Annotated in this window: 16 protein-coding genes; 4 read left to right on the top strand and 12 right to left on the bottom strand. The window is 53.9% G+C overall.

Features of this window, described 5'->3' with window-relative positions; genetic code table 11:
* Positions 1–38 precede the first annotated feature (38 nt).
* The 12 genes from recD to rppH all read right to left on the bottom strand — a co-directional run bounded on the left by recD (position 39) and on the right by rppH (position 18,461).
* Positions 39–1,874 (bottom strand): exodeoxyribonuclease V subunit alpha, encoded by a 1,836-nt coding sequence (recD, locus tag ACLJQD_RS02030; protein ID WP_017441108.1) that lies wholly within the window; start codon positions 1,872–1,874, stop codon positions 39–41.
* The gene (recB, locus tag ACLJQD_RS02025; RefSeq protein WP_017441107.1) at positions 1,871–5,416 is read right to left on the bottom strand and encodes an exodeoxyribonuclease V subunit beta; all 3,546 of its coding nucleotides are present in this window, start codon (positions 5,414–5,416) and stop codon (positions 1,871–1,873) included. Before recB ends, recD begins: the two co-directional genes overlap by 4 nt.
* The gene (ptrA, locus tag ACLJQD_RS02020; protein WP_017441106.1) at positions 5,409–8,297 is read right to left on the bottom strand and encodes a pitrilysin; all 2,889 of its coding nucleotides are present in this window, start codon (positions 8,295–8,297) and stop codon (positions 5,409–5,411) included. Before ptrA ends, recB begins: the two co-directional genes overlap by 8 nt.
* A gap of 177 nt (positions 8,298–8,474) precedes the next feature.
* Complete coding sequence (gene recC / locus ACLJQD_RS02015; protein WP_017441105.1) at positions 8,475–11,846, bottom strand: exodeoxyribonuclease V subunit gamma; 3,372 nt, start codon at positions 11,844–11,846, stop codon at positions 8,475–8,477.
* A gap of 15 nt (positions 11,847–11,861) precedes the next feature.
* Complete coding sequence (locus tag ACLJQD_RS02010) at positions 11,862–12,182, bottom strand: prepilin-type N-terminal cleavage/methylation domain-containing protein (RefSeq protein WP_000019294.1); 321 nt, start codon at positions 12,180–12,182, stop codon at positions 11,862–11,864.
* Entirely contained in the window at positions 12,167–12,574 is a 408-nt protein-coding gene (locus tag ACLJQD_RS02005; protein ID WP_017441104.1) for a DUF2509 family protein, read from the bottom strand. Before ACLJQD_RS02005 ends, ACLJQD_RS02010 begins: the two co-directional genes overlap by 16 nt.
* Complete coding sequence (locus ACLJQD_RS02000) at positions 12,571–13,134, bottom strand: prepilin peptidase-dependent protein (protein WP_000029156.1); 564 nt, start codon at positions 13,132–13,134, stop codon at positions 12,571–12,573. Before ACLJQD_RS02000 ends, ACLJQD_RS02005 begins: the two co-directional genes overlap by 4 nt.
* Positions 13,125–13,595, bottom strand: coding sequence for a prepilin peptidase-dependent protein (locus tag ACLJQD_RS01995; protein ID WP_017441103.1), 471 nt, complete (start codon positions 13,593–13,595; stop codon positions 13,125–13,127). The genes ACLJQD_RS02000 and ACLJQD_RS01995 overlap by 10 nt, the downstream gene beginning before the upstream one ends.
* Positions 13,596–13,779: 184 nt before the next feature.
* Positions 13,780–14,574 carry a thymidylate synthase gene (thyA, locus tag ACLJQD_RS01990; protein WP_000816247.1) on the bottom strand — a complete coding sequence of 265 codons (795 nt, stop codon included), beginning with the start codon at positions 14,572–14,574 and terminating at the stop codon, positions 13,780–13,782.
* Positions 14,575–14,580: 6 nt separating this feature from the next.
* Positions 14,581–15,456, bottom strand: a complete 876-nt coding sequence (gene lgt / locus ACLJQD_RS01985) for a prolipoprotein diacylglyceryl transferase (protein WP_000204645.1) — start codon at positions 15,454–15,456, stop codon at positions 14,581–14,583.
* Positions 15,457–15,671: 215 nt separating this feature from the next.
* A complete protein-coding gene (ptsP, locus tag ACLJQD_RS01980) occupies positions 15,672–17,918 on the bottom strand; it encodes a phosphoenolpyruvate--protein phosphotransferase (protein ID WP_000957887.1) in 2,247 nt (748 codons plus the stop codon).
* A 12-nt stretch (positions 17,919–17,930) separates the two neighbouring features.
* The gene (gene rppH / locus ACLJQD_RS01975) at positions 17,931–18,461 is read right to left on the bottom strand and encodes an RNA pyrophosphohydrolase (RefSeq protein ID WP_000564481.1); all 531 of its coding nucleotides are present in this window, start codon (positions 18,459–18,461) and stop codon (positions 17,931–17,933) included.
* Positions 18,462–19,143: 682 nt separating this feature from the next.
* Between rppH and mutH the strand changes: the two genes are divergently transcribed.
* The 4 genes from mutH (at position 19,144) to ACLJQD_RS01955 (ending at position 22,353) form a co-directional block, all read left to right on the top strand.
* On the top strand, positions 19,144–19,839 hold the full coding sequence (gene mutH / locus ACLJQD_RS01970) for a DNA mismatch repair endonuclease MutH (RefSeq protein WP_001274930.1): 696 nt from the start codon (positions 19,144–19,146) through the stop codon (positions 19,837–19,839).
* Positions 19,840–20,020: 181 nt separating this feature from the next.
* Positions 20,021–20,734, top strand: a complete 714-nt coding sequence (locus ACLJQD_RS01965; protein ID WP_000895635.1) for a TerC family protein — start codon at positions 20,021–20,023, stop codon at positions 20,732–20,734.
* A 169-nt stretch (positions 20,735–20,903) separates the two neighbouring features.
* On the top strand, positions 20,904–21,122 hold the full coding sequence (locus ACLJQD_RS01960; RefSeq protein ID WP_000758662.1) for a YgdI/YgdR family lipoprotein: 219 nt from the start codon (positions 20,904–20,906) through the stop codon (positions 21,120–21,122).
* 190 nt (positions 21,123–21,312) lie between these two features.
* The gene (locus ACLJQD_RS01955; RefSeq protein WP_000558960.1) at positions 21,313–22,353 is read left to right on the top strand and encodes an NADP(H)-dependent aldo-keto reductase; all 1,041 of its coding nucleotides are present in this window, start codon (positions 21,313–21,315) and stop codon (positions 22,351–22,353) included.
* The last annotated feature ends 39 nt before the right edge of the window (positions 22,354–22,392 follow it).

Genomic DNA, 22,392 nt, shown 5'->3' with positions numbered 1-22,392 from the left:
ATAAGACGCTACGCGTCGCCATCCGGCGAGAGCTCGTCTTATCCGGTACGACTGACTTCATCAAATAAGGTGGCTAGCCCGCTGCGCCGCTCCGTACGCGTCACAATCGCGCCTGCCAGGATCCGTTCATCGGCATACAGCGATAACCGCCGCCGCGCTCGCGTAACAGCGGTATACACCAGCTCCCGCGTCACGACCGGCGAACGCTGGCTGGGTAAAATCAGCGCGGCGTGATCAAATTCAGACCCCTGTGATTTATGTACCGTCATCGCCCAGGTTGTATCATGTTCCGGCAGACGGCTGGGCTGAACGGACTTGATGGTGCCGTCCGGCATCACAAACCAGACGCGTAACCCCTGTCCGCGATCGAGCGCAATACCAATATCGCCGTTAAATAACCCCAGCGCGCTATCGTTGCGCGCAATCATTACCGGACGCCCTTCATACCAGCGAGAATGCGGGTGCCGCTGAATTTTTCGTTGCTGCACCATCGCCTGCTCAATGCGGTCATTCAATCCCCTCACGCCAAATGGGCCTTCGCGCAGCGCGCAAAGCAGTTGATACTCATTGAAAGCCTGAAGGATTGCCTCCGGCGTCGCTTTCTCATGCAGCAACCGCAGGTAGCGACCATAGCCCGCCAGCGCTTCATCCAGCATCCCGGCATAATCGTCGCTGCTTTGCAATGTACGCTTCTCTATATCGCTAAACCCCTGCTGAAAAACCGCCTGGATTGCCGACCTGTCGCCGCAGTTAATCGCCGCCGCCAGCTTGCCGATGCCAGAATCGCTGCCGAAACGGTAGCTCTTTTGCAACAAACAGAGGCTATCGCGTAAAGACGCGGCTTGCGTTCCGGCCCCCGCCGGAATAGCGCTCCCTGTTAGTCGACTTAGCTGTCGGGCGCGTTCCGCCGTAAACCCTGCGTTGACATAGGCGCAAATATCGCCCAACACAGCGCCCGCCTCAACGGATGCCAACTGATCGCGATCGCCAAGAAAAATGACCCGCCCGTGCGGCGGCAGAGCGTCAATCAAACGTGACATCATCGGCAAATCAATCATTGATGCTTCATCGACCACCAGCACGTCCAGATGCAACGGGTTGCCCGCATGATGGCGTAATCGCTGGCTGCCGGGCTGTGCGCCCAGCAGTCGGTGCAGCGTACTGGCGTCCTCCGGTATACGCTTTTTCTGCGCATCGGTAAGAGGAAGCTGACGCAACGCCGCGCCAAGCGACTCCGTCAGGCGTGCGGCCGCTTTCCCGGTCGGCGCCGCCAGCCGGATACGGCAACGTTCGCCATCCGCCATTTGAATTAATGCCGCCAGCAGCTTCGCGACGGTGGTGGTTTTACCGGTGCCGGGACCGCCTGAAATCACGGAGATACGGCGAGTTAGCGCTACGGCGGCGGCCACCTTTTGCCAGTTCACCTCCTCTGTCGGAGGGAAAAGCGCGTCCAGAATACGGGATAACTGCGCTTCATCTACGGCGATGGCCTGGTTAACCTCGTTAAAAAAGCGCGCAACCGTACGCTCGTTGCACCACATGCGATTCAGGTAGAGGCGATCGCCGCACAGAATTAACGGCGCGGGGCTATCGCCGCAGCTAACCGCCGCAGACGCCAGTAACCGCTTTTTCCAGTCAATTGGCGTAGCCGTTTCGCTTATCCAGGCGACCAGTAAGGGATGCGCCTCCTCTGTTAACGTTAAACGCGACAACGGCAGACACACGTGACCTTCACCTGCGTCATGACTAAGCAGCGCTGCCGCCAGCGTCACGGCGGGATCGTCGTTACCGGCGACGGTTAAAGCAAACTGGGCATCAATGGGCCGTAATAATTTTTGTTCAACGGCCTCCAGCAACCGCTCCTGGATTGTCATTGCGCCTCCTCACTCATTTCACCTGCAAACATATCATCCAGTTGGTTAATTAACGCCGCCGCAGGACGAGTGGTAAAAATACCCTGCTGCGGACGTTCGCTATCCACCCCGCGTAAAAAGAGATAGATGACGCCGCCGAAATGGCGTTCATAGTCGTAATTCGCCATTCGATGACGAAGGTAACGATGCAATGCCAGCGTATAAAGCTGGTACTGCAAATCATAGCGATGCGCCTGCATCGCCGCAGCCATCGCCGTCTGGGTATAAGCGGCGCTATCCTCGCCCAGCCAGTTAGATTTATAGTCGAGCAGGTAATAGCGCCCCTCATAACGGAACACCAGGTCGATAAAGCCCTTTAACATGCCGCGAACCTGCATGAAATCCAGCGCAGGGCAACCTGCTGAAAGCGGGTCGTATCGACGAATCAACGCATCCAGCTCTCCGGCGGTAAGCGGCTGGGCAATCGGCAGATAAAACTCCATTTCGACCTGTTTTTCACGCTCGGTCAGCACGCTCAGACTAACGCCCGTCTCGTTAAGGGGAACGTGTAACACGGTGTCCAGCCAGCGGGTAAGTACGGGCTCCCATCGCGTTTCAAAACCACTCAGCTCCAGTTTTTCCTGTACCCATTGGGGGTTTATCGGTTGAGTAAAATCAAGTTCTTCAAACAGGCTGTGCAAAAATGTTCCCGGCGATGCCCCGCGAGGAAAGTGATGCGGCGTCATTGCCGGCGCTTCCGCCGCTTCGCCAACGCCTGCGGCGTCAATGTCGAGACGAGGAATAAGATCTTGCGCCACGCTATGTCCCCGCTGCTGCAAACCGGAATAACTGGTGACGCGCCAGCTATCATAAAGCAGGCGTTGCAGCGTTCTGGCGCTGAGTTCCGCGTGCGATGCAGCGGCAATTTGCCAGCGGTCGTTATCCGTATTGCCTGGCGTTCGACACACGATATCCTCGTCGCATAGCGCCTCAATACAGGCGCGAAGGCCTGCGGCATCCATCGGTTCGCCTTTTTGCAGGAGTCGCCCAAGCGCGCTTTGGTGCACATCCGTCTCGCCTTTCTTATCGCTACGACGCCGCACCAGCGGCGCGACGCCGAGGCTGCAATGCCACACTGCACGGGTCAGCGCGACATAAAGTAGGCGCAGGTCTTCCGCCAGGCGTTCGGCTTCCGCCAGTGCTATGCTCTCTTCGGCGTGACTAAGGTCCAGCACCGCCTCGTAGGAGTGCCTGTCGTGATAAAAAGCCTGGTCCTGCACGCGGAAATGGGTGATAAAAGGTAACCAGACCAGCGGGTATTCCAGACCTTTCGATTTATGAATGGTGACGATTTGCACCAGATGCTTATCGCTTTCCAGACGTAGTTGCTGGCTGGAAGCATTGCTATCGGGTTCAAGGATATGTTGCGCCAGCCAACGCACCAGCGCATGTTCGCTTTCCAGCTGCGAACCGGCTTCCTGTAACAGTTCGCTAATATGCAGAATATCCGTCAGCCGACGTTCGCCTCCCGCTGTCGCCAGCAGGTTTTCAGCAATATTGCGCGCCGACATTAGCGCGCGCAGCATAGGCATCACGCCGCGTTTATGCCAAATCTGTCGGTAGCCATCAAACTCTTCAACAACCGCATCCCACGCATTTTCATCATTGTTAAGCGTTTCGATATCCAGCGCGGTAAGGCCCATCATTGATGTCGCCAGAGCGCTACGCAGCGTATTCTCACGTTCGGGCGCCATCACCGCCTGCAACACCCACAGCATCTCCTGCGCTTCGAGCGTTTCGAATACGCTGTCGCGGTTAGAAAGATAGACGGAGGGGATCGCCAGTAAGGTCAGCGCATCCCGTATCAGCGCGGCTTCCCGCCTGCTGCGCACCAGCACGCTAATATCCGAGGCGCGAACGGGCCGCGACGAATCGCCGTTCGTCAGCAGCGCGTCGCCCGTTTGCCCGGCACGCAGCCAGTCGCGAATTTGCGTGGCGCACACCTGCGCCATATAACTTTGATAATCGCCCGAACCGCAGCTTTCCCCCTCCATTAGCCACAGGGTCATCGCCGGTTGAGGCGCGTCATTCACTTTAAATTGCAGCGACTGGTTTCTGGGCGCAAACTTTACCGGACTGAAGGGAATATCGCGGAACATAAAGGCGTTATTCATCTGACTGAACAGCTTGTTAACGCTATTCACCATCCCCGGCGCGGAGCGCCAGTTAGTGTCAAGCGTATAGTGCGCGCTCACTTCGCTGCGAGCCTTCATGTAGGTAAAGATATCCGCGCCACGAAACGCATAAATCGCCTGCTTAGGATCGCCAATCAGCAATAGCGCCGTATCGGGTTGATGTCGCCAGATACGGCGAAAAATACGGTACTGTTGTGGGTCGGTATCCTGAAATTCATCGATCATCGCCACCGGAAAACGGGTACGAATCGCCGTAGCCAGCGCCTCGCCGCTTTCACTACGCAGCGCGGTATCTAAACGGCTGAGCATATCGTCAAACCCCAGCTCGCCGCGCCGGCGTTTTTCCTGAGCCACCGTTTCACGGATCTCTGATAGCGCTCGGGTAAGAACCAGATCTTTAATCGATAGCGGTTCGCCCAACAGGTTATCAATGGCGACAAACAATGGGTGCTGGGGCGTCACGCCGCCAGCTTTGGTGCGCTCAGCTAAAAAACGCTGTGAAAATTTTCCCAACGCCTCGGGTAATTGATAGTTTTTCGTCTCTTCTTGCGCCCACGCGGTGATCTTTTCGATCCATTTCGCCTGATTGCCGCGGTTGAATTTTCTGCGATCGATGCCGGATGATTCGATCAGCGCGTCCAGCTCGCTAACCGCCTCACACCACTGCTGCTTCACCTGGTTGATGCGCGCCAGGATCTGTTCATGACGCGATGCCAGCGTCTCCTCCTGCGATGGCGGCGCTTTAATGACCGGCGCTTCGCCCTGCAGATAACGATCGATATCTTTTAAGAGCGCCTTCGGCCCCTTCCACACGTCAAACACCACCTGCGCGATGTCGCGCGGCAGCGGATAGCAATGACGCCGCCAGAAATCGGCGCAGGCCTGATAACGCAACAAAGATTCGTCTTCAATAAGCTGTTGCTCAAACAACATACCGGATTCGAAAGCGTTCAGGCTGAGCATACGCTGGCAAAAACCGTGGATGGTAAAGACCGCGGCCTCGTCCATTTGTCGTTCCGCCAGTAATAACCACTGCGCGGCCTGCTTTTTGTCGCTAATTTCTTCCAGCAAGCGGGCATACAGCGGATTATCCGTGCTTTCCCGCAGACAGGCGATGCGCAACTCATGGATATTACTGCGGATTCGCCCACGCAGCTCTTCAGTAGCGGCCTCCGTAAAGGTTACCACCAGCAGTTCTTCAACGGTCAACGGACGGGGAAATGCGGCACTGCCGCCTAAACCGAGCAATAACCGCAGGTACAGCGCCGCGATAGTAAACGTTTTGCCTGTGCCCGCTGATGCTTCAATCAAACGCTCGCCTGTCAGGGGCAAGCGCAGAGGATCAAGAGTCTCGGCGACATCATTCATTCTTTTCGCTCATTAGAGGTAACGTTTGCTGCAATGCGCTGACGTTATCCCACACTTTCCAGCCTGTCGGATGCACGTATTCTGCTTTTCCATTCTGGCTACCAGCAATCTGTGACAATATTGCCATACCTTGTGGTTCCACCACCGCCTGGTGGAAGAAGTCGGCAAGCTTTTGTGGCGTCAGCAATTTTATCTGAGCGATGATTTTATCACGCGAGTCAAAGCGCATATTACCCCGATCGAAATCCTTGCTTAAACGGGATGCTTCTTCGCCCAACGTTTGCGGTGCCTGGCGCATTTGCGTAATGATCGCCTGCTGAATTTGGGCGAACTCTTCCGGCTTCATCGCCCTCAGCTTCGCCTCGGCGTCAGGGAAAAATGCCTGATAGCGTTGCCACAGGTAAGAGGGCTGTTTATCGTTGCTCTGTAGCAGGAATCCCATTCCCCACTGACGGCCAACGCTCATCGGAAAGGCGAAAACGGCGTATCCCAGTTGCTCTTCGGTTCGTAGCTGATTGTAAAACCACGGTTGAACAATCTGACCTAACATCGCGCTGTAGGCGGCGCTGACATACTCGTCGTAGCCGACCGGGACAAAGACCGCGGCTAACGCGGAGTCGGTGCTACTGCCCGCTTTTTCAAATATTACGGACTGCTTTTTCTCAACCACCACGTCTTTGTTACGACACCACGCCGATCCGTTCGCCGCGAGCTGTTTTTGAACATCTTGCGCCAGAGAGGTCGCCTGGGCTTCGCTCATATTCCCTATAACCAGAAATTCCGGACGAGCGCCCGTTTTTAACGCATTACGATAGGCCATCACCTCTTTCAACGTAATGGACGGCAGCAAAGCGCGACGTTCATCACGGGAAAAATAAGGCACCTGCGAAATCATCTGCACCGGCATAATCGCCTGTTCGTAGGCTTTTCCCTTCTCCGCAGAATCCATCATCTGCGTATACCAGGATTTCGCCTGCGCCAGCTGTTCCTCCGTGGCGTCGTAGCTAAAATATCCTTCCAGCAACGCCAGGAAAAGCTGCGGCAAACGCTGGGTATAACCGTTCGCAGTGACCATCAGACCATTGTTGGCGTTAGTAGAAAAGCTAATGCCGCCCACTGCCGCCTGGTTACTGAGCTGATCTAGCGCCATTCCCGCCAGATAATCATTAAGGGCGAACAGTACCTGATTGCGGGCGCTGTCCATCGCCTGCGGGTTACGCAATACCACGCTCACGTCAGCTTTTGGCTCGCTGGCGAAATAACGACTCGGCGCATAAACCACGCGCAAATCCGCTTTATCGACAATCAGTTCTGGCTGCACGTAGTTTTTGTCATTCTTAACAAGCGTAAAATCATCAGGAATATAGGGGTTTAACTCCGGCAGCGACAACGCAATGCCCTGTGCTTTTTTCTGCCAGTTTTTAAACGTCTGTTCGCTAATCTTATCGACCTGATAAGGCGCATCCACAAAATACGCAATCTTATTATGGGGTTCCTGGGGACTGATGTACCAGATGCGCGCATTCTGCGGCGTCATCATCGCCAGGCGATTTTTGATAGCGGCAGGATCGTAACGATCGGCGATATTCGCCGCATCCAGCGTATGCGCTACCGGGACGCGGATCATAGTGTCCGCCAGCCATTCGACATAGTCCATATCGCGGGTAATCGACGGATAGCGGAAGTCGAGATCCAGCACATGCGCCAGCTCGTCAAAGTAACGTTTGTCTATCCCTTTTTCACGTAACGTATTGAGATAGCTGAAGATAGCTGCGACAACTTCATCACGATTGGCCAAACCTTTATCAGTCAGCGTTGCCGAAATGGCAAATACGCCGCTGTTACCATTAACAATCGGATCGGAATCCGCGCTAATACCTTCGACCAGTCCTTGTTTTTGCAGCCAGTCAGAGAGCGTCCCCGGGCTACGATTGCCAATCAGATAAGAGACCAGTTCATCGGTCTTGCTACGGAACTGCGCGCTATTGTTATCAATACGAAACTCCACGCGCAGCACTTTACGCGGTAGCGCCGGCACGTAATGAATAATGATGCCCTTCTGCGCCTCGGTGATGACAGGTACGTTAATTTCCGGTTTTTTAATCTGTTTATTCGGCACGCGACCATAGGTTGCGGCGGCAATACGCGCCAGTTCCGGCAAGGGTTTATTACTGTAAATCACCGCCTTCATCAGATTAGATGAATAGTATTTTTCATGAAAAGCGATCAACGCCTGTTGCACCGGATTTCCCGGCTTATCGCTTAGCGTTTTCAGATTGCCGCCAGAAAAGTGCGAGCCTGGATGCGCCGGGTTAATGGTTTCGGCGCTTACCTGCGCCATACGCATACCGTCGCGGGTACGCGCCATCGTCAGCTCGGCATTCACCGCGTTTCGTTCGCGTTCGGCATACTTTTTATCGAGCAATGGCGCGGCAATGGCGTCGGCCAGGCGATCTACGGCGCCTGGAAGCGCGTCGTTTTCAACCTCCAGGTAGAAGGCTGTTCGATAAGGCGCGGTGCTGGCGTTGTGGCTACCGCCATGTCTTTTAAGGTATTCGGCAAGGCTATCCGCCTGCGGATATTTTTTTGACCCCATCAGGCACATATGCTCAAGATAATGAGCAAGCCCCTGATGAGCCTCAGGATCTTCAAGCGATCCAACGGGTACCACTAACGCTGAAAGCGACTTTACAGCCTGCGGATCGGATACCAGCAACACCACCATGTCATTATCAAGACGTATCGCCTGATACTGCCGGGTATCTTTATCGCTTTTACGGATAGTTTCTTGCAGCGGTTGCCAACCGATATCCGCCTGAACTGCAGGCCCCCAGAGGGCGACCAATAACAATAACGCTTTGAACCAGGTGCTGCGGGGCATTCACGGACCTCATCATTAACTTTCATTCCCACTCATCTGTATGGCCACGTAAACCATCGACCTGAGCAGAACGGGATATTATTGTGCTGAACCAGGCAGCATTTTTTTATCAGTAATCAGTCCGTGACGAAGAGCGCATCATAGTCGAAGCCTTTTAATGGCGCGATTTTCATACAATCAACGAGACTGATTAAAACGAAACAGCGGTAACAGGTAATGCCGTGACTGCGCAATGATAGCCTGCAACGTTTCAGATTCCAGCTGACGCCAAAGACGTTGATACCAGATATCTTCGCCTTCGCCGCTCACCATCATGTTGCCTTCATAAGCCTGTAGAAACTTTGTTCTGGCCTTCTGTAAGGTGTCATCGTCGTCTAACATGACATCATTTTCAGCGTCATAACAGGCTTTTATCCATGCGCCGCCGCTTTCCGGCAGTACCAATAGCGGAGAAGACATGCCTTCCCGGTAGCCTTCAATCAGTTGCGCCAGGTAAGCCATTGCCTGCGTTTTATCAAGAGGCGGAAATCGCCACTCTCCCTCTTTGCGCAAAAACAGGCGACTTTCGCCACTACCGCCGCTGGCACAATAGACAAGGTGTTCCAGCCAAAGTTGCACACCTTGCGCCACGCTGATTAAAGCGGGACGCCAGCGCAATAATCCATCCTCCTGTACCTGCGGTAGCCAGCCGGTTAGCTGAACGCCATTGCAAAGCAGATCCACTTCCAGGCTTTGGCTCGGCTTACGACAGGCGATAACCCGGCTTGCCAGTTGCTGCATCTCCTGACACTGCGCATCCCAGAATATTTCGCCAAACGCGCCGTAAGGCAACTCTCCCGCAGCCCGGAAACGGCGGAACAAGCGTTCGGCGTCGTCCTCTTCAACCAGCGTATTGAGCAACTGTTGGTTAAGTTGATATCGCGTCAATCCCTCTAATTCAAACGGTTCCGCATCAGGAATCTCACTCTCTTCCGAGCGGAAATTAACCTGAAGCCGCATCTGAAAAAATGCGCGTACCGGATGGGCCCAAAAACGCTGCAGACTTTCCAGAGTCAATGCTTCCGGCATCGTAAAAGGAAGCGGCTGCACAAAGTCAGAATGCGCTTTCCCCGACTGACTCGCCGCAGGCAACCACTCTCTGGCATAACTTTGCTGTTCGCCGGGTTGGTAATTTTGCGCATCAAAAGGCATACGGGTATGCAGACGCGTAATATGCGCTTTGACTCGTGTTTCGCTCTCATCACAGGTCAGCGTTTCGTCGCCCGGCAAATAGTGGCTTTGCCCGATGTAATCCACTAACTCTTGCACCAGTACAGAGGGAAAGCGTTCGCTATTATCCTGGATGGAGCGACCGATGTAGCTGATATACAGCGTCTGCTGCGCCGAAATTAACGCTTCCAGAAACAGGTAGCGGTCATCGTCGCGACGGCTTCGATCCCCGCGCATGGGTTTTTGGCTCATCAGGTCAAAGCCCAACGGCGCAAGCTGGCGCGGGTATACGCCGTCGTTCATTCCCAGCAGGCAAACGACTCTGAACGGAATGGAACGCATCGGCATCAGCGTACAAATATTGATGGGGCCCGCCAGGAAGCGCTGGCTAATACGTTCCTGATCCAGACGCTGCGCCAGTTCATCCCGCAGTAGCGAAATCGGTACCGCGTCGCCATATTCCGCCGCGACGCCTTCGGCGATAATGGCCTGCCACTGCTGTTCAATCAATGTCATTGCCGCTTCCGTGTCCGCATCGGGCAGGAAGAAATCATTGAGCATGTCGCGACAAACGGGCAACCACTCTTCCAGCGGTCGCTCCTGCGCCAGACCGCGCCGCCAGATATTAAGCTGCATCAGCAGCGAAGCCAGATGCCCGACCAGCTCAGCAATCAGACCGCTGGATTCGTCATAAGGCAGAACCGACTGCCACTCGCCCTGGGCGCTTTCCATCGCATACCCCAGCAGCATACGCGTCAGGCCAAATTGCCACGTATGCTGCCCCGTGGCAGGAAGTTCCAGCTCGCGCACGTTGTCATCGTCAATTCCCCAGCGAATACCTGACTCATTGACCCACAAGCGCAAATAACGCAGCCCTTCTTCGTTGATCGTAAAGCGGGCAGCCAATACCGGTACGTCTAACAACGCCAGAACATCCTCGGAGACAAAGCGGCTGTCCGGTAACGAAAGTAGGCTGATAAATGCCTGTAACACCGGATGTGACTGACGCGCCCGCCGATCGGAAATGGCATAAGGCAGATAGCGCTCCGTTGGCGCGCTACCAAATACCGCCTGGATAAACGGGCTATAGCTGTCAATATCAGCCACCATAACGATAATGTCGCGCGGCGTTAGCGTCGGATCGGCTTCCAGCATCGCCAGCAGGCGATCGTGCAGTATCTCCACCTCGCGCTGCGGGCTGTGACAAACGTGAAAAGAGAGGCTGTTATCCTCGGGATCGAGCAGACGCTTATTGTCGCTGCGCGAATACTCCTCAAGATTTACGCCCGCCACCGCATGGCTTTCCAGTTCAAGGATATCCGCCTGAATCCGATGCAAAAGATTATCTGGCGTAATATCAACAAACGCATCCAGCTCCTGGCTGTTTTCCAGTTCAGATAGCAGGTAGATATAATCCCGTCCCAGTTTTCCCCATGAGGCCAGTAGCGGATTACCGATATCCTGTTCACCGTCGCTGTTAAATAAGGCTTCCGGATTCTGGTTTTCACGGAACAACGGTAAATGACGGTCTTCAAAACTGTGACGACGCTGGCGAGCCATGAGTTTTGCCAGCCAGGCAGGGTCTTTAATGTCCCCCCAGTAATACCGACACGGATTAGTAAAAAGGAGATGGATTTCAATATGTTTACCCAGCGCCTGCAATGCTCTGAGATACACTGGCGGTAACGCGGAAATGCCGCAAATAAAAATGCGGGACGGCAACCCTGGCGGGCAGGCGGTCGCGCTCTCCAGCGTTTGAATAAAGCGTTGGTAGAGATTGGCGCGATGCCAGCGCGGCTGCCCCAGCGCGGCGGTATATTCCACCAATGCTTTCCACAGCGGCGCCTGCCAGTTTTGCGCCTCTCCCAGACCTTCCACGGTTTTTCCCGCTTCCCACTGCGTAAGCCAGTCAGGCCGATAAACCAGATACTGATCGAACAGGTCAGCGGCGCGCGCGGAAAGCTGAAAGAGTTTGCGTTTATCGGTGTCGTCGGTCAGATAATGGCGCAGCAATACAAACTCATCCTTATCCAGCAACTGCGGCAGCAAGGTCATCAGTTTCCAGCTCATGCTTTGTTTGCTGAAAGCGCTTTCTTTGGGAATATCCGGCAACACGCGGACAAACATCTCCCAGATAAAACTCGCCGGTAACGGAAAAGCGATATTCGCCGCAATACCAAACTTTTGTGAAAGGGTCATCTGCAGCCACTGCGCCATACCCGTGCTTTGTACCAGAATCATTTCTGGTTCAAAGGGATCATCCAGCCGCTCGCGTTCGACGATGAATTCCATCAACGCTTCCAGCACATCCAGACGATTGGAGTGGTAGACCCTTAACATAATTACTCCTGACGATTAACGATTTGGACAATGCAAGCGCGTCATCTGCCCCTGCCTGCCAGAGGGTGAAACCATCGTGACGCTGATGCTGACACATCCCGATTGCGTTGTCTGCATCCGGTTGGCCTTCCAGCCTTCAGCAGGCGAAAATGGATACAGCGCCGTTTGCTGCCACGCCTGCCGCCAGATCTGAAGATACTGGTGTCGTAATGCAAAACTGTGCATTAATACCCGCTGATAGCCTGACAGCGCGGTGACGATCATTACCATTAGAACCATCGCCACTAAAACTTCCGGGAGGCTAAACCCGCGTTGTAAATTCAGGGGATGCGACATAACGCCACCTCTTTTAACGGACAAAAATCGCTCCAGCCGTGGGGAGAAAAGACAATGCTTCCCTGAATGACGTTGCCCAAACGCCATAACGTCATGCCGTCATCTTGCGCCGCCATCACCACCTCATCCCCCGATAATCTCCGCAAACAGACCCTCGCTCCTGAAGGGGAATAGCGCCGACATTCCATTTCGGTTACGCCTGACCATAGCTGCCCCCGCCCCCATTCCAGCGCCGACTGTACGAGCGCCTGGCGTTGTATCGCCAGGCTCTGCGTCGTTACGCGGGCGGCATAGCCGGCCTGCTGCTGATTTACGCCTTGCAGTAGCAGACTACCCAGAATCAGTATTAAAAGCGCCAGTATTAGCGAAGAAGCGCCACGTTCCCGATTCACAGATTAAATCCCGTTACGCTGTATTGCGCGTCAATAACCGTCTGAGGCTCGGCTTTGCTGGCGCCGCGCAGATGCAGCATGAGCACTGGCGAGAATCCCGTTATATCCCGGCGCTCAACGGTAAACGCCGTGATGAGTACCGTATTGGGATCGGTCATTTTTTCCCATCCCTTACCCTGGCAAGATGTTGCTCCGCGTAATGTCTCCAGAACGTTATCCTTCATACGGAACCCGGTCTGGTCGGCCTCTTTCGCCGGTATGGTATCCCAGACACCGTTATTATTCCCGTCCCACTGAACGATGACGCATTGCCCCTGTTCAGCAAGATGTAACCCTTCGCCAGTACAGTGGCCATGGCAGTAACCCGCACGTTGAAGATGCTTCGCTACGGTATAGGTGCGCTGCCAGATTTCATCTTCCAGCGATAACTGTCGCGTGTTGTGCCAGATCTCACGCTGTAGCGCCGGTAAAAATCGTGCGGACCCAAGCAGTAAAATGGAACCTATCGCCATCGCCAGCACAACCTCCAGTAGCGAGAACCCCCGCGTGGTTATTGACACGTGGCGGCCTCATTATGCTCGCATAGCCTGATTCGCCCCCAGGAGGAGACGACCAGACGCCACTCTCCGGCAGCGTTTTTCAGTACGATGTGCCCTGCCCATGCCGTATTGCGCAGGCCAAAGAAGGCTAACGACGGCGTGATATCGGCAAGGACGACATCACGCCAGTCGGGCGTAAACACAAAGGGGGAAGATGGCGTACACGATGTTTGCGTAGCAACAGAGCTGACAAAGCACCATGAACCGCCTTCGCTGACCACGCGAAGAATATGATCGCGGTTATGCCAGTGAGCGTCCTCACGAAGTTGCAGCAGGTAATCCCGCACCTGACATGCGGTTTGCCACAGGCGCTGTTGCTGCTGCCAGCGTTGCCAGCCATAAAGTCCTGTGGCGCTGAGAATGATAATGAGCGACATCGCGACCACCGTTTCAATGAGCGTATAGCCCTGTTGTTTTTTCATGTCGGCAGTATGGCGGGCGGAAGAAAAATAACGAGCGCCAAATACAGATTGTTCGGCGCGTTACGGAAAAAAGTTCATGTCTTGCAGCGCGTTGCAAAATTTCAGGAATCCGCGCCGAAGATTGAGACGAAGGGTAAAAAAAACCGACGCGCGATGACGTCGGTTATGGCAGGATCGTCAGCGCTTAGATAGCGACCGGCGCTTTAATACCGGGGTGCGGATCATAGCCTTCAATTTCGAAATCATCGAACCGGTAGTCAAAAAGCGAATCGGGTTTACGCTTAATGACCAACTTCGGCAGCGCGCGCGGTTCACGGCTTAATTGCAGGTGCGTCTGCTCCATATGGTTGCTGTACAGGTGCGTGTCGCCGCCGGTCCAGACAAAATCGCCGACGTCCAGGTCGCACTGTTGCGCCATCATATGCACCAGTAACGCGTAGCTGGCAATGTTGAACGGCAGACCGAGGAACACATCGCAGGAGCGCTGATAAAGCTGACAGGAGAGTTTTCCATCTGCGACATAAAACTGGAAAAAGGCGTGACACGGCGCCAACGCCATCTTATCCAGCTCGCCGACGTTCCACGCAGAAACGATAATACGACGAGAGTCCGGGTCGTTTTTAAGCTGGCTTAAGACCGTGGCGATCTGATCGATATGGCGGCCATCCGGTGTTGGCCATGCACGCCACTGCTTACCATAAACCGGGCCTAAATCGCCGTTCTCATCGGCCCATTCGTCCCAGATGGTGACATTATTTTCGTGCAGGTAAGCGATGTTGGTATCGCCCTGCAAAAACCATAGCAGTTCGTGAATAATTGAACGTAAATGGCAGCGTTTTGTCGTCACCAGAGGAAAGCCTTCCTGCAGGTTAAAACGCATCTGATGGCCAAAAATGGAAAGCGTGCCGGTGCCGGTACGGTCGTTTTTCTGTGTGCCTTCATCCAGCACTTTTTGCATCAGTTCTAAATACTGTTTCATGGTTCCTCAGGAAACGTGTTGCTGCGGGCGACGGCGATATGCCCAAACCATCATGATCGCGCCAGCGATAATCATCGGGATAGAGAGAATCTGCCCCATGCTGATGTACTGTACCCACGCGCCGGTAAATTGCGCGTCCGGCTGGCGGAAGAATTCAACAATGATACGAAACGCGCCATAGCCAATCAGGAATAATCCGGAGACTGCGCCCATCGGACGCGGTTTGCGAATAAAGAGATTAAGGATGATAAACAGCACCACGCCTTCTAATGCCAGCTCATACAACTGGGAAGGGTGGCGCGGCAATACGCCGTAGGTATCAAAAATAGGCTGCCATTGCGGATGTGACGGCAGCAGCGCAATATCTTCCGCGCGTGAGCCAGGAAAGAGCATGGCAAACCGGAAGTCAGGATCGACGCGCCCCCACAATTCACCGTTGATAAAGTTGCCCAGACGCCCGGCGCCCAGGCCGAACGGAATTAACGGCGCAATAAAATCAGACACCTGAAAGAACGAGCGCTTCGTGCGCCTGGCGAAGATAATCATCACCAGTATCACGCCGATAAGCCCGCCGTGGAAGGACATGCCGCCGTCCCAGACGCGGAATAAATAGAGCGGGTTATCCAGAAACAGAGGGAAGTTATAAAACAGGACATAGCCAATACGTCCCCCCAGGAAGACCCCCAGGAAACCTGCATAGAGTAAATTTTCAACTTCGTTTTTGGTCCAACCGCTTCCCGGACGGTTAGCGCGACGCACCGCCAACCACATCGCGAAAACGAACCCCACCAGATACATCAAGCCATACCAGTGAAGCGCGACGGGCCCAATTGAGAAAATGACCGGATCAAAGTCCGGAAAATGCAGATAGCTACTGGTCATCTGTCACCACAATTTCTTGTTATTTCGCTGAAGAGATAGCGATTGATAAGCGCGCCTGCGCGTTGCAGACGCTCCAAAGGTGCGAATAATAGCACAAGGGTTAAAAGCGAGATGCCGATTACCGTTAAAAGATATGTATACGCATTGTCTTTCACCTTGCAGGCGTGTTGTCTGCGCCGTGAATCCACAGTCACTCTCTTTTCCCGCTCCAGTCGTTACAACCCTCCTCGAATCAATCCCCCCATCCCGCGGCGCTCCATAAACGCCGCCACCTGATGACGCACTTCGGTCGCCATCTGCGCCTCAAGGCTGCGTCTGGCAAGGGTTTGCGCGTCTTCAAAATCGATATGCCGCAGCAGATATTTCACACGCGCTACCGAACGGCCATTCATCGAAAGATGGCGATATCCCAGACCGATAAGAATCGCCACGCACATCGGATCGCCCGCCATCTCGCCGCACAAGCGAAGATCGAGACCATGTTTTTCGGCTTCCTGCGCAATCATGGACAGTGCGCGCAGCATAGCCGGATGCAAACTGTCATAAATACTGGCCACGCGGGTATTGTTGCGATCTACCGCCAGGATATATTGCGTTAAATCGTTGGTGCCGACCGAGATAAAGTCGATCCGGTTAGCCAGATGCGGCAGCATAAATACCATTGACGGTACTTCCAGCATAATGCCGATACGCGGTTTCGGGATCGCATAGCCGATCATCTCCTCGACCTCGCGCCCGGCGCGTTCGATCAGACGTCGCGCTTCATCGACTTCATCAATACTGGTGACCATCGGCAGCAAAATACTGAGGTTGCCAGTCGCCGCATTGGCGCGCAGCATCGCGCGGACCTGGATCAAAAAGATCTCCGGCTGATCCAGCGTAATGCGGATCCCGCGCCAGCCCAGACACGGGTTCTCCTCGCTGATCGGCATATAGGGCAGTTGCTTATCCGCTCCCACATCCAGGGTCCGCAGCGTCACCGGTTTATCGTTAAACATTTGCAGCATCCCTTGATACTGCGCCACCTGCTCTTCTTCCGAGGGAAACCCGCTTTGCAGCATAAAGGGAATTTCAGTACGGTACAGGCCGATACCGTCGATCCGACTGCCTAACTTTTCCTCATGCTCGGGACTGAGCCCGGCATTCAGCATCACTTTGACTCGCTCGCCGCTTTTCAGTTGGGCGGGAAGATTGACGTCGTCCTCCGCCAGACGACTGAGTTCTATCTCTTCACTAATGAGCCGCTGATATTCCTGAATAAGCACGGGTTCAGGATCGACCAGTAATTCACCGCGATAGCCATCCACCACCAACGTACGGCGATGTAGCACCGAAGGTTGGATATCAGCGCCCATGACGGTCGGGATACCGAGCGCGCGCACCATAATCGCCGCATGCGAGTTTGCCGCGCCGTCGCGCACCACAACGCCCGCCAGCCTGTCCTGCGGCAGCTCCGCCAGGGTGGTCGCCGACAGCTCATCCGCGACCAGAATAAAACGTTCCGGCCAGGCGTTTGGCCCCTGAACTGAATCATCAAGGTGGAATAACAGCCGCTGCCCCAGCGTGCGTAAGTCTCCCGCACGTTCTTTGAGGTAGTTATCGGTTAGCGCCGCAAATTGCTCGGCAAATTTTTCGATGATTTTTTTAACGGCCCACTCCGCAACAGCGCCTTTGTCGACCTCGGCGAAGAGTTCGCGACGCAGTCTGGCATCTGAAAGCAGGTGTGAGTACAGATCGAAAATGGCCGCCGTCTCTTTTTGCGCGCCAGCGGCAAAGCGTTTGCTGTATCGTCGGAACTCGTTCGCCGCCTCTTCCAGCGCGCCGGTCAGTCGTTCGCGTTCAAGAGAGGTATCCAGCGTAGACGCTTCGTAAACCTGTTCCATCAGCGGCATGGTCGCGTCTTGCCAGCCCGTTGCGATAGCCACGCCCGGCGCCGCAGGAAGCGCGCGGATTCGCGTCTGCCGGTATTGCCCGAACAGCGCTGTGACCTGCGACTGTGACAGGATAGCCGCCATCTGCGTAGCGAGCGTGACGAGGAAAGACTCTTCGCTTTCATCGTACTGGCGCAATTCGCGCTGCTGTACGACCAGCACGCCGAGAAGTTGGCGACGCTGAATGATCGGCACGCCGAGAAACGCGCGAAAACGCTCCTCTTTTACCGAAGGAATGTATTTAAAGCTGGGATGTTTTTGCGCATCGGCAAGGTTAATGGGTTCCGCCAGTCTGCCCACCAGACCGACGATCCCCTCATCAAACGCAAGCGCAACGGTTCGACCACGCGGTTTTTTCAACCCCCGCGTCGCCATCAGGTAATAACAGCGTCGGTCATGATCGGCCAGGTAAACCGAGCAAACCTCAGTATCCATCGCAAGACAGATATCCGTGACCAGAATATTCAGCGCCTCGTTCAGACGCGGCGCACTGGCCACTTTTTCGACTATTTCGCGCAGGCGAGTGAGCATAATTTGCGTGGCTTAACCTCTTTTACGTCGATAAGCAGGCGCGCTTTGTAGCTTAGGGGGATTATCCTGAAGCGCCATGACAACACTTGCAAACTCTTTCATTACCCTGCGGTAGACATCGCGTTTAAATGACACCACTTGTCGAACCGGATACCAGTAACTTACCCAGCGCCAGCCGTCAAACTCCGGCGTACTGCTGGTTTGCATATTGATTTCGGCGTCGGCGCTCATTAACTGCAAAAGAAACCACTTTTGTTTCTGGCCGATACATACCGGCTTTGTGTCCCAACGCACCAAACGTTTTGGTAACTTGTAACGCAACCAGTTGCGAGTAGAAGCAAGGATCCGCACATCTTTACGGCTTAACCCAACTTCTTCAAACAGTTCCCGGTACATCGCCTGTTCTGCCGACTCCCCTGGATTTATCCCGCCCTGCGGGAACTGCCAGGAGTGCTGACCAAATCGCCGGGCCCACATCACCTGCCCCTGACGATTACAAATTACGATACCTACATTTGGGCGGTAGCCATCGTCATCAATCACCGGACTACCTCAACATAAACCTTATATATGAACGATTGTTTCATACTCCAGTGAGGCGGTAAACCACTCTGTAATAGTGACACAGCCTAATAACAATTGAATAACTCACAGTAAATAGCCGAGTTATAAACAGATGATGACGCCCTTGCGCCATTTTATTCACCTTTTCTGTGGATATAGTTGTGAAGAAGTATGGAATTACCACGGGAAAACCCAGAACAGTCTGAATTCCTCATGCTGAAAACAGTAAAAATAGTGCCTTATATTCATTGTGTTATAGACAAATCTTACATGCCACCTTCATAAAGCGTGACCAGTATCACATCTAAGATCCTTATGCTGATGAAAGATCAACCAGCGTCGGTTTTATCCACAGATTGTGCCAATAACTTACGCACTATTTGTCTGAATTTTCGATTTTCGTCGCACGTCAAGGCTGTAAATGGAAACAGTAGTGGTGGTTTTACACAGTTATCCCAACTTTCTGTGGATAACATAGTGTAAGATCCTGTTTATTGTCAGTGACCAGAATTGGAAAACCCGCTTCAGTGTTGCGCAACACGAAGAAACAACACAAAAAAGGCAATAAAAATCAGTCTATTGAATATAAGACACAGAAAAAGATAAACTCTGCCCATACGGTATAAAATCACTGCTCATTTTTTAACCTAAGGTAATTGTCATGTCCGCTCTTTGTCCGCTACTGACTCCGCCTGCTTCGGAAGCATTGCTGTTAGCCCAGGCGCGGCAGCTTTCCGGCTATACGTTAGGCGAGCTGGCGGCGATGGCCGGCATTACCACGCCTAAAGATTTGAAGCGAGACAAAGGCTGGATCGGCGTCTTGTTGGAGATCTGGCTCGGCGCCAGCGCCGGGAGCAAGCCGGAGCAGGATTTCGCCGCGTTAGGCGTAGAACTGAAAACCATCCCGGTGGATAGTCTGGGTCGTCCTCTGGAAACAACCTTTGTTTGCGTGGCGCCGTTAACCGGTAACAGCGGCGTGACCTGGGAGACAAGTCACGTACGGCATAAATTGAAGCGCGTGCTATGGGTGCCGGTCGAAGGCGATCGCAGCATACCGTTAGCCGAACGCCGCGTAGGTTCGCCGCTACTCTGGAGTCCGAGTGAAGAAGAGGACAGGCAGCTACGCCTCGACTGGGAAGAGCTGATGGACATGATAGTGCTGGGCCAGGTGGAACGCATTACCGCCCGTCATGGCGAAGTCTTGCAACTGCGACCCAAAGCCGCCAATGCCAGGGCGCTCACCGAGGCTATCGGCGCGCGCGGGGAACCTATTTTGACGCTACCGCGTGGATTTTATCTGAAAAAAAATTTTACGCAGGCGCTGCTGGCTCGCCATTTTTTATTGCAGAATCCGTAACGTCCATTACACGCAAATGCGCCTCCGCTATGGCTACGCATCGGGCCGATGCCGGATAAACGTAAGCGTATTGTCGCCGCTATTTTACACCGTTCCAGGTTGCGCAAATTCAGCCTGGGCTTTCGCCCGTCACTCGACGGGCCTATAATTACCGCTTCTTTTTTTGGCAGGACTTTGTTCGATGTTATTTGCATGGATAACCGATCCTAATGCCTGGCTGGCGCTCGGTACGCTGACGCTGCTGGAGATTGTACTTGGGATCGACAACATTATTTTTCTTTCTCTGGTGGTAGCAAAACTTCCTACGGCGCAACGGAACCACGCACGGCGGCTTGGGTTGGCGGCGGCGATGGTTATGCGCCTGGCGCTGCTGGCGTCAATCGCCTGGGTCACTCGGCTGACTAATCCGCTGTTTGAGCTTTTCGGCGAAGCGATTTCCGCCCGCGATCTCATTCTTCTACTGGGTGGGTTATTTTTAATCTGGAAAGCCAGCAAGGAGATCCATGAGTCCATCGAAGGCGAAGAAGAAGGGTTAAAAACCCGGGTTTCTTCTTTCCTGGGCGCAATAGTACAGATTATGCTGCTGGATATTATTTTCAGCCTTGATTCAGTTATCACAGCGGTTGGCCTATCCGATCATCTGTTTATTATGATGGCGGCAGTCGTTATTGCCGTGGGCGTCATGATGTTTGCGGCACGGCCCATCGGCGAGTTTGTCGATCGCCATCCGTCGGTAAAAATGCTGGCGCTCTCCTTTCTGATCCTGGTTGGCTTTACCCTGATTCTGGAAAGTTTCGACGTTCACGTTCCGAAAGGGTATATCTATTTCGCCATGTTCTTCTCTATCGCAGTAGAGAGCCTGAACCTGTTGCGTAATAAAAAGAATCCGCTGTAATCCTGTCTCGCTCCCCCGCCGGGGAGCGAATACTCACTTTATTTCCTTTCTTCTCACAGATTAAGATTTTGCTGCTTCCGACATGCAGAGCTGCGCGTTATTACTAGACTATTATCAGACATATGATTAACAGACTATTATCAGATGCAGGCTATGTGAGGACAAACGGATGAAAAAGTGGGCAGTTGTAATTTCCGCAGTAGGGTTGGCTTTTGCGGTATCCGGATGCAGCAGCGATTATGTAATGGCGACGAAAGATGGTCGTATGATCCTGACCGATGGAAAACCGCAAGTTGACGATGATACCGGTCTGGTCAGCTATACCGATGCGCAGGGAAACGAGATGCAAATCAACCGTGACGAAGTGTCTCAAATTATCGAACGTTAAGCGGTGGCCTGTGATCGAGGTCAGCGTTCTGCAAGCCTTCAGGCTGCGTCCCGTAACGGTGCGTGGCGACCACGCCCGGTAACAATTACGCCGCGCAGCCTGCAATTTTACTTTCCCTTTTGCCTTCCCTCTGCCATTTTTATTGTCCTTTGTCGGGAATTTCTGACTTCATAATAAAAAGGAAACGGCTATGCACTATCACCGTATACCCCACAGCTCGCTCGAAGTAAGTACGCTAGGGCTGGGCACAATGACATTTGGTGAACAAAACAGCGAAGCCGACGCTCACGCACAGCTCGACTATGCCATCGCAAATGGCATTAACCTTATCGACGCCGCCGAGATGTATCCGGTACCGCCGCGCCCGGAAACACAAGGGCTGACGGAATCCTATATCGGTAACTGGCTCGCCAAACGCGGCAACCGTGAAAAACTGATCATCGCCAGCAAAGTCAGCGGACCGGCACGTAATAATGATCAAGGCATCCGGCCTCATCAGGCGCTGGATCGTAAAAATATTCGCGAAGCGCTACACGACAGTTTGACCCGGTTGCAGACCGACTATCTGGATTTGTATCAGGTGCACTGGCCGCAGCGCCCCACTAACTGCTTCGGTAAACTCGGCTATAACTGGACGGACTCCACGCCAGTAGTAAGTCTACTGGAGACGTTAGACGCGCTAAGTGAGTTTCAGCGAGCGGGTAAGATTCGTTATATTGGCGTTTCAAATGAGACAGCGTTTGGCGTTATGCGCTATCTGCATCTGGCGGAAAAACATGACCTGCCGCGTATTGTCACGATCCAGAACCCCTATAGCCTGTTAAACCGCAGCTACGAGGTCGGACTGGCGGAAGTCAGCCAGTATGAAGGTGTTGAATTGCTCGCCTATTCCTGTCTGGCGTTTGGCACATTAACCGGTAAATACCTGAACGGGGCCAAACCCGCAGGCGCGCGGAATACCCTGTTCAGCCGCTTCACACGTTACAGCGGCGAACAGGCGCAAAAAGCCGTTGCCGCCTACGTCGATATCGCGAAGCGTCACAATCTTGATCCGGCGCAGATGGCGCTGGCCTTTGTTCGCCGCCAGCCGTTTGTCGCCAGTACGTTACTGGGCGCAACCACGATGGCGCAGCTCAAGACGAATGTGGAAAGTCTGCATCTGACGTTAAGCGAAGAGGTTCTGGCGGAGATTGAGGCGGCGCATCAGGTTTATACCTATCCGGCGCCGTGATGGTCAGTGCCCGGTGGCGCTACGCTTCCGGGCTTACAG

Origin of the sequence: Salmonella sp. SAL04214 (genome assembly GCF_046550615.1) — a bacterium.
In the GTDB taxonomy this organism is placed as follows: Bacteria; Pseudomonadota; Gammaproteobacteria; order Enterobacterales; family Enterobacteriaceae; genus Salmonella; species Salmonella enterica.
This window is presented reverse-complemented; position numbering and strand designations above follow the sequence as displayed.

Coding starts and splice junctions, on each gene's coding strand:
- recD (WP_017441108.1), bottom strand. CDS start 1,874: ATGACAATCCAGGAGCGGTTGCTGGAGGCCGTTGAACAAAAATTATTA.
- recB (WP_017441107.1), bottom strand. CDS start 5,416: ATGAATGATGTCGCCGAGACTCTTGATCCTCTGCGCTTGCCCCTGACA.
- ptrA (WP_017441106.1), bottom strand. CDS start 8,297: ATGCCCCGCAGCACCTGGTTCAAAGCGTTATTGTTATTGGTCGCCCTC.
- recC (WP_017441105.1), bottom strand. CDS start 11,846: ATGTTAAGGGTCTACCACTCCAATCGTCTGGATGTGCTGGAAGCGTTG.
- ACLJQD_RS02010 (WP_000019294.1), bottom strand. CDS start 12,182: ATGTCGCATCCCCTGAATTTACAACGCGGGTTTAGCCTCCCGGAAGTT.
- ACLJQD_RS01995 (WP_017441103.1), bottom strand. CDS start 13,595: ATGAAAAAACAACAGGGCTATACGCTCATTGAAACGGTGGTCGCGATG.
- thyA (WP_000816247.1), bottom strand. CDS start 14,574: ATGAAACAGTATTTAGAACTGATGCAAAAAGTGCTGGATGAAGGCACA.
- lgt (WP_000204645.1), bottom strand. CDS start 15,456: ATGACCAGTAGCTATCTGCATTTTCCGGACTTTGATCCGGTCATTTTC.
- ptsP (WP_000957887.1), bottom strand. CDS start 17,918: ATGCTCACTCGCCTGCGCGAAATAGTCGAAAAAGTGGCCAGTGCGCCG.
- mutH (WP_001274930.1), top strand. CDS start 19,144: ATGTCCGCTCTTTGTCCGCTACTGACTCCGCCTGCTTCGGAAGCATTG.
- ACLJQD_RS01965 (WP_000895635.1), top strand. CDS start 20,021: ATGTTATTTGCATGGATAACCGATCCTAATGCCTGGCTGGCGCTCGGT.
- ACLJQD_RS01960 (WP_000758662.1), top strand. CDS start 20,904: ATGAAAAAGTGGGCAGTTGTAATTTCCGCAGTAGGGTTGGCTTTTGCG.
- ACLJQD_RS01955 (WP_000558960.1), top strand. CDS start 21,313: ATGCACTATCACCGTATACCCCACAGCTCGCTCGAAGTAAGTACGCTA.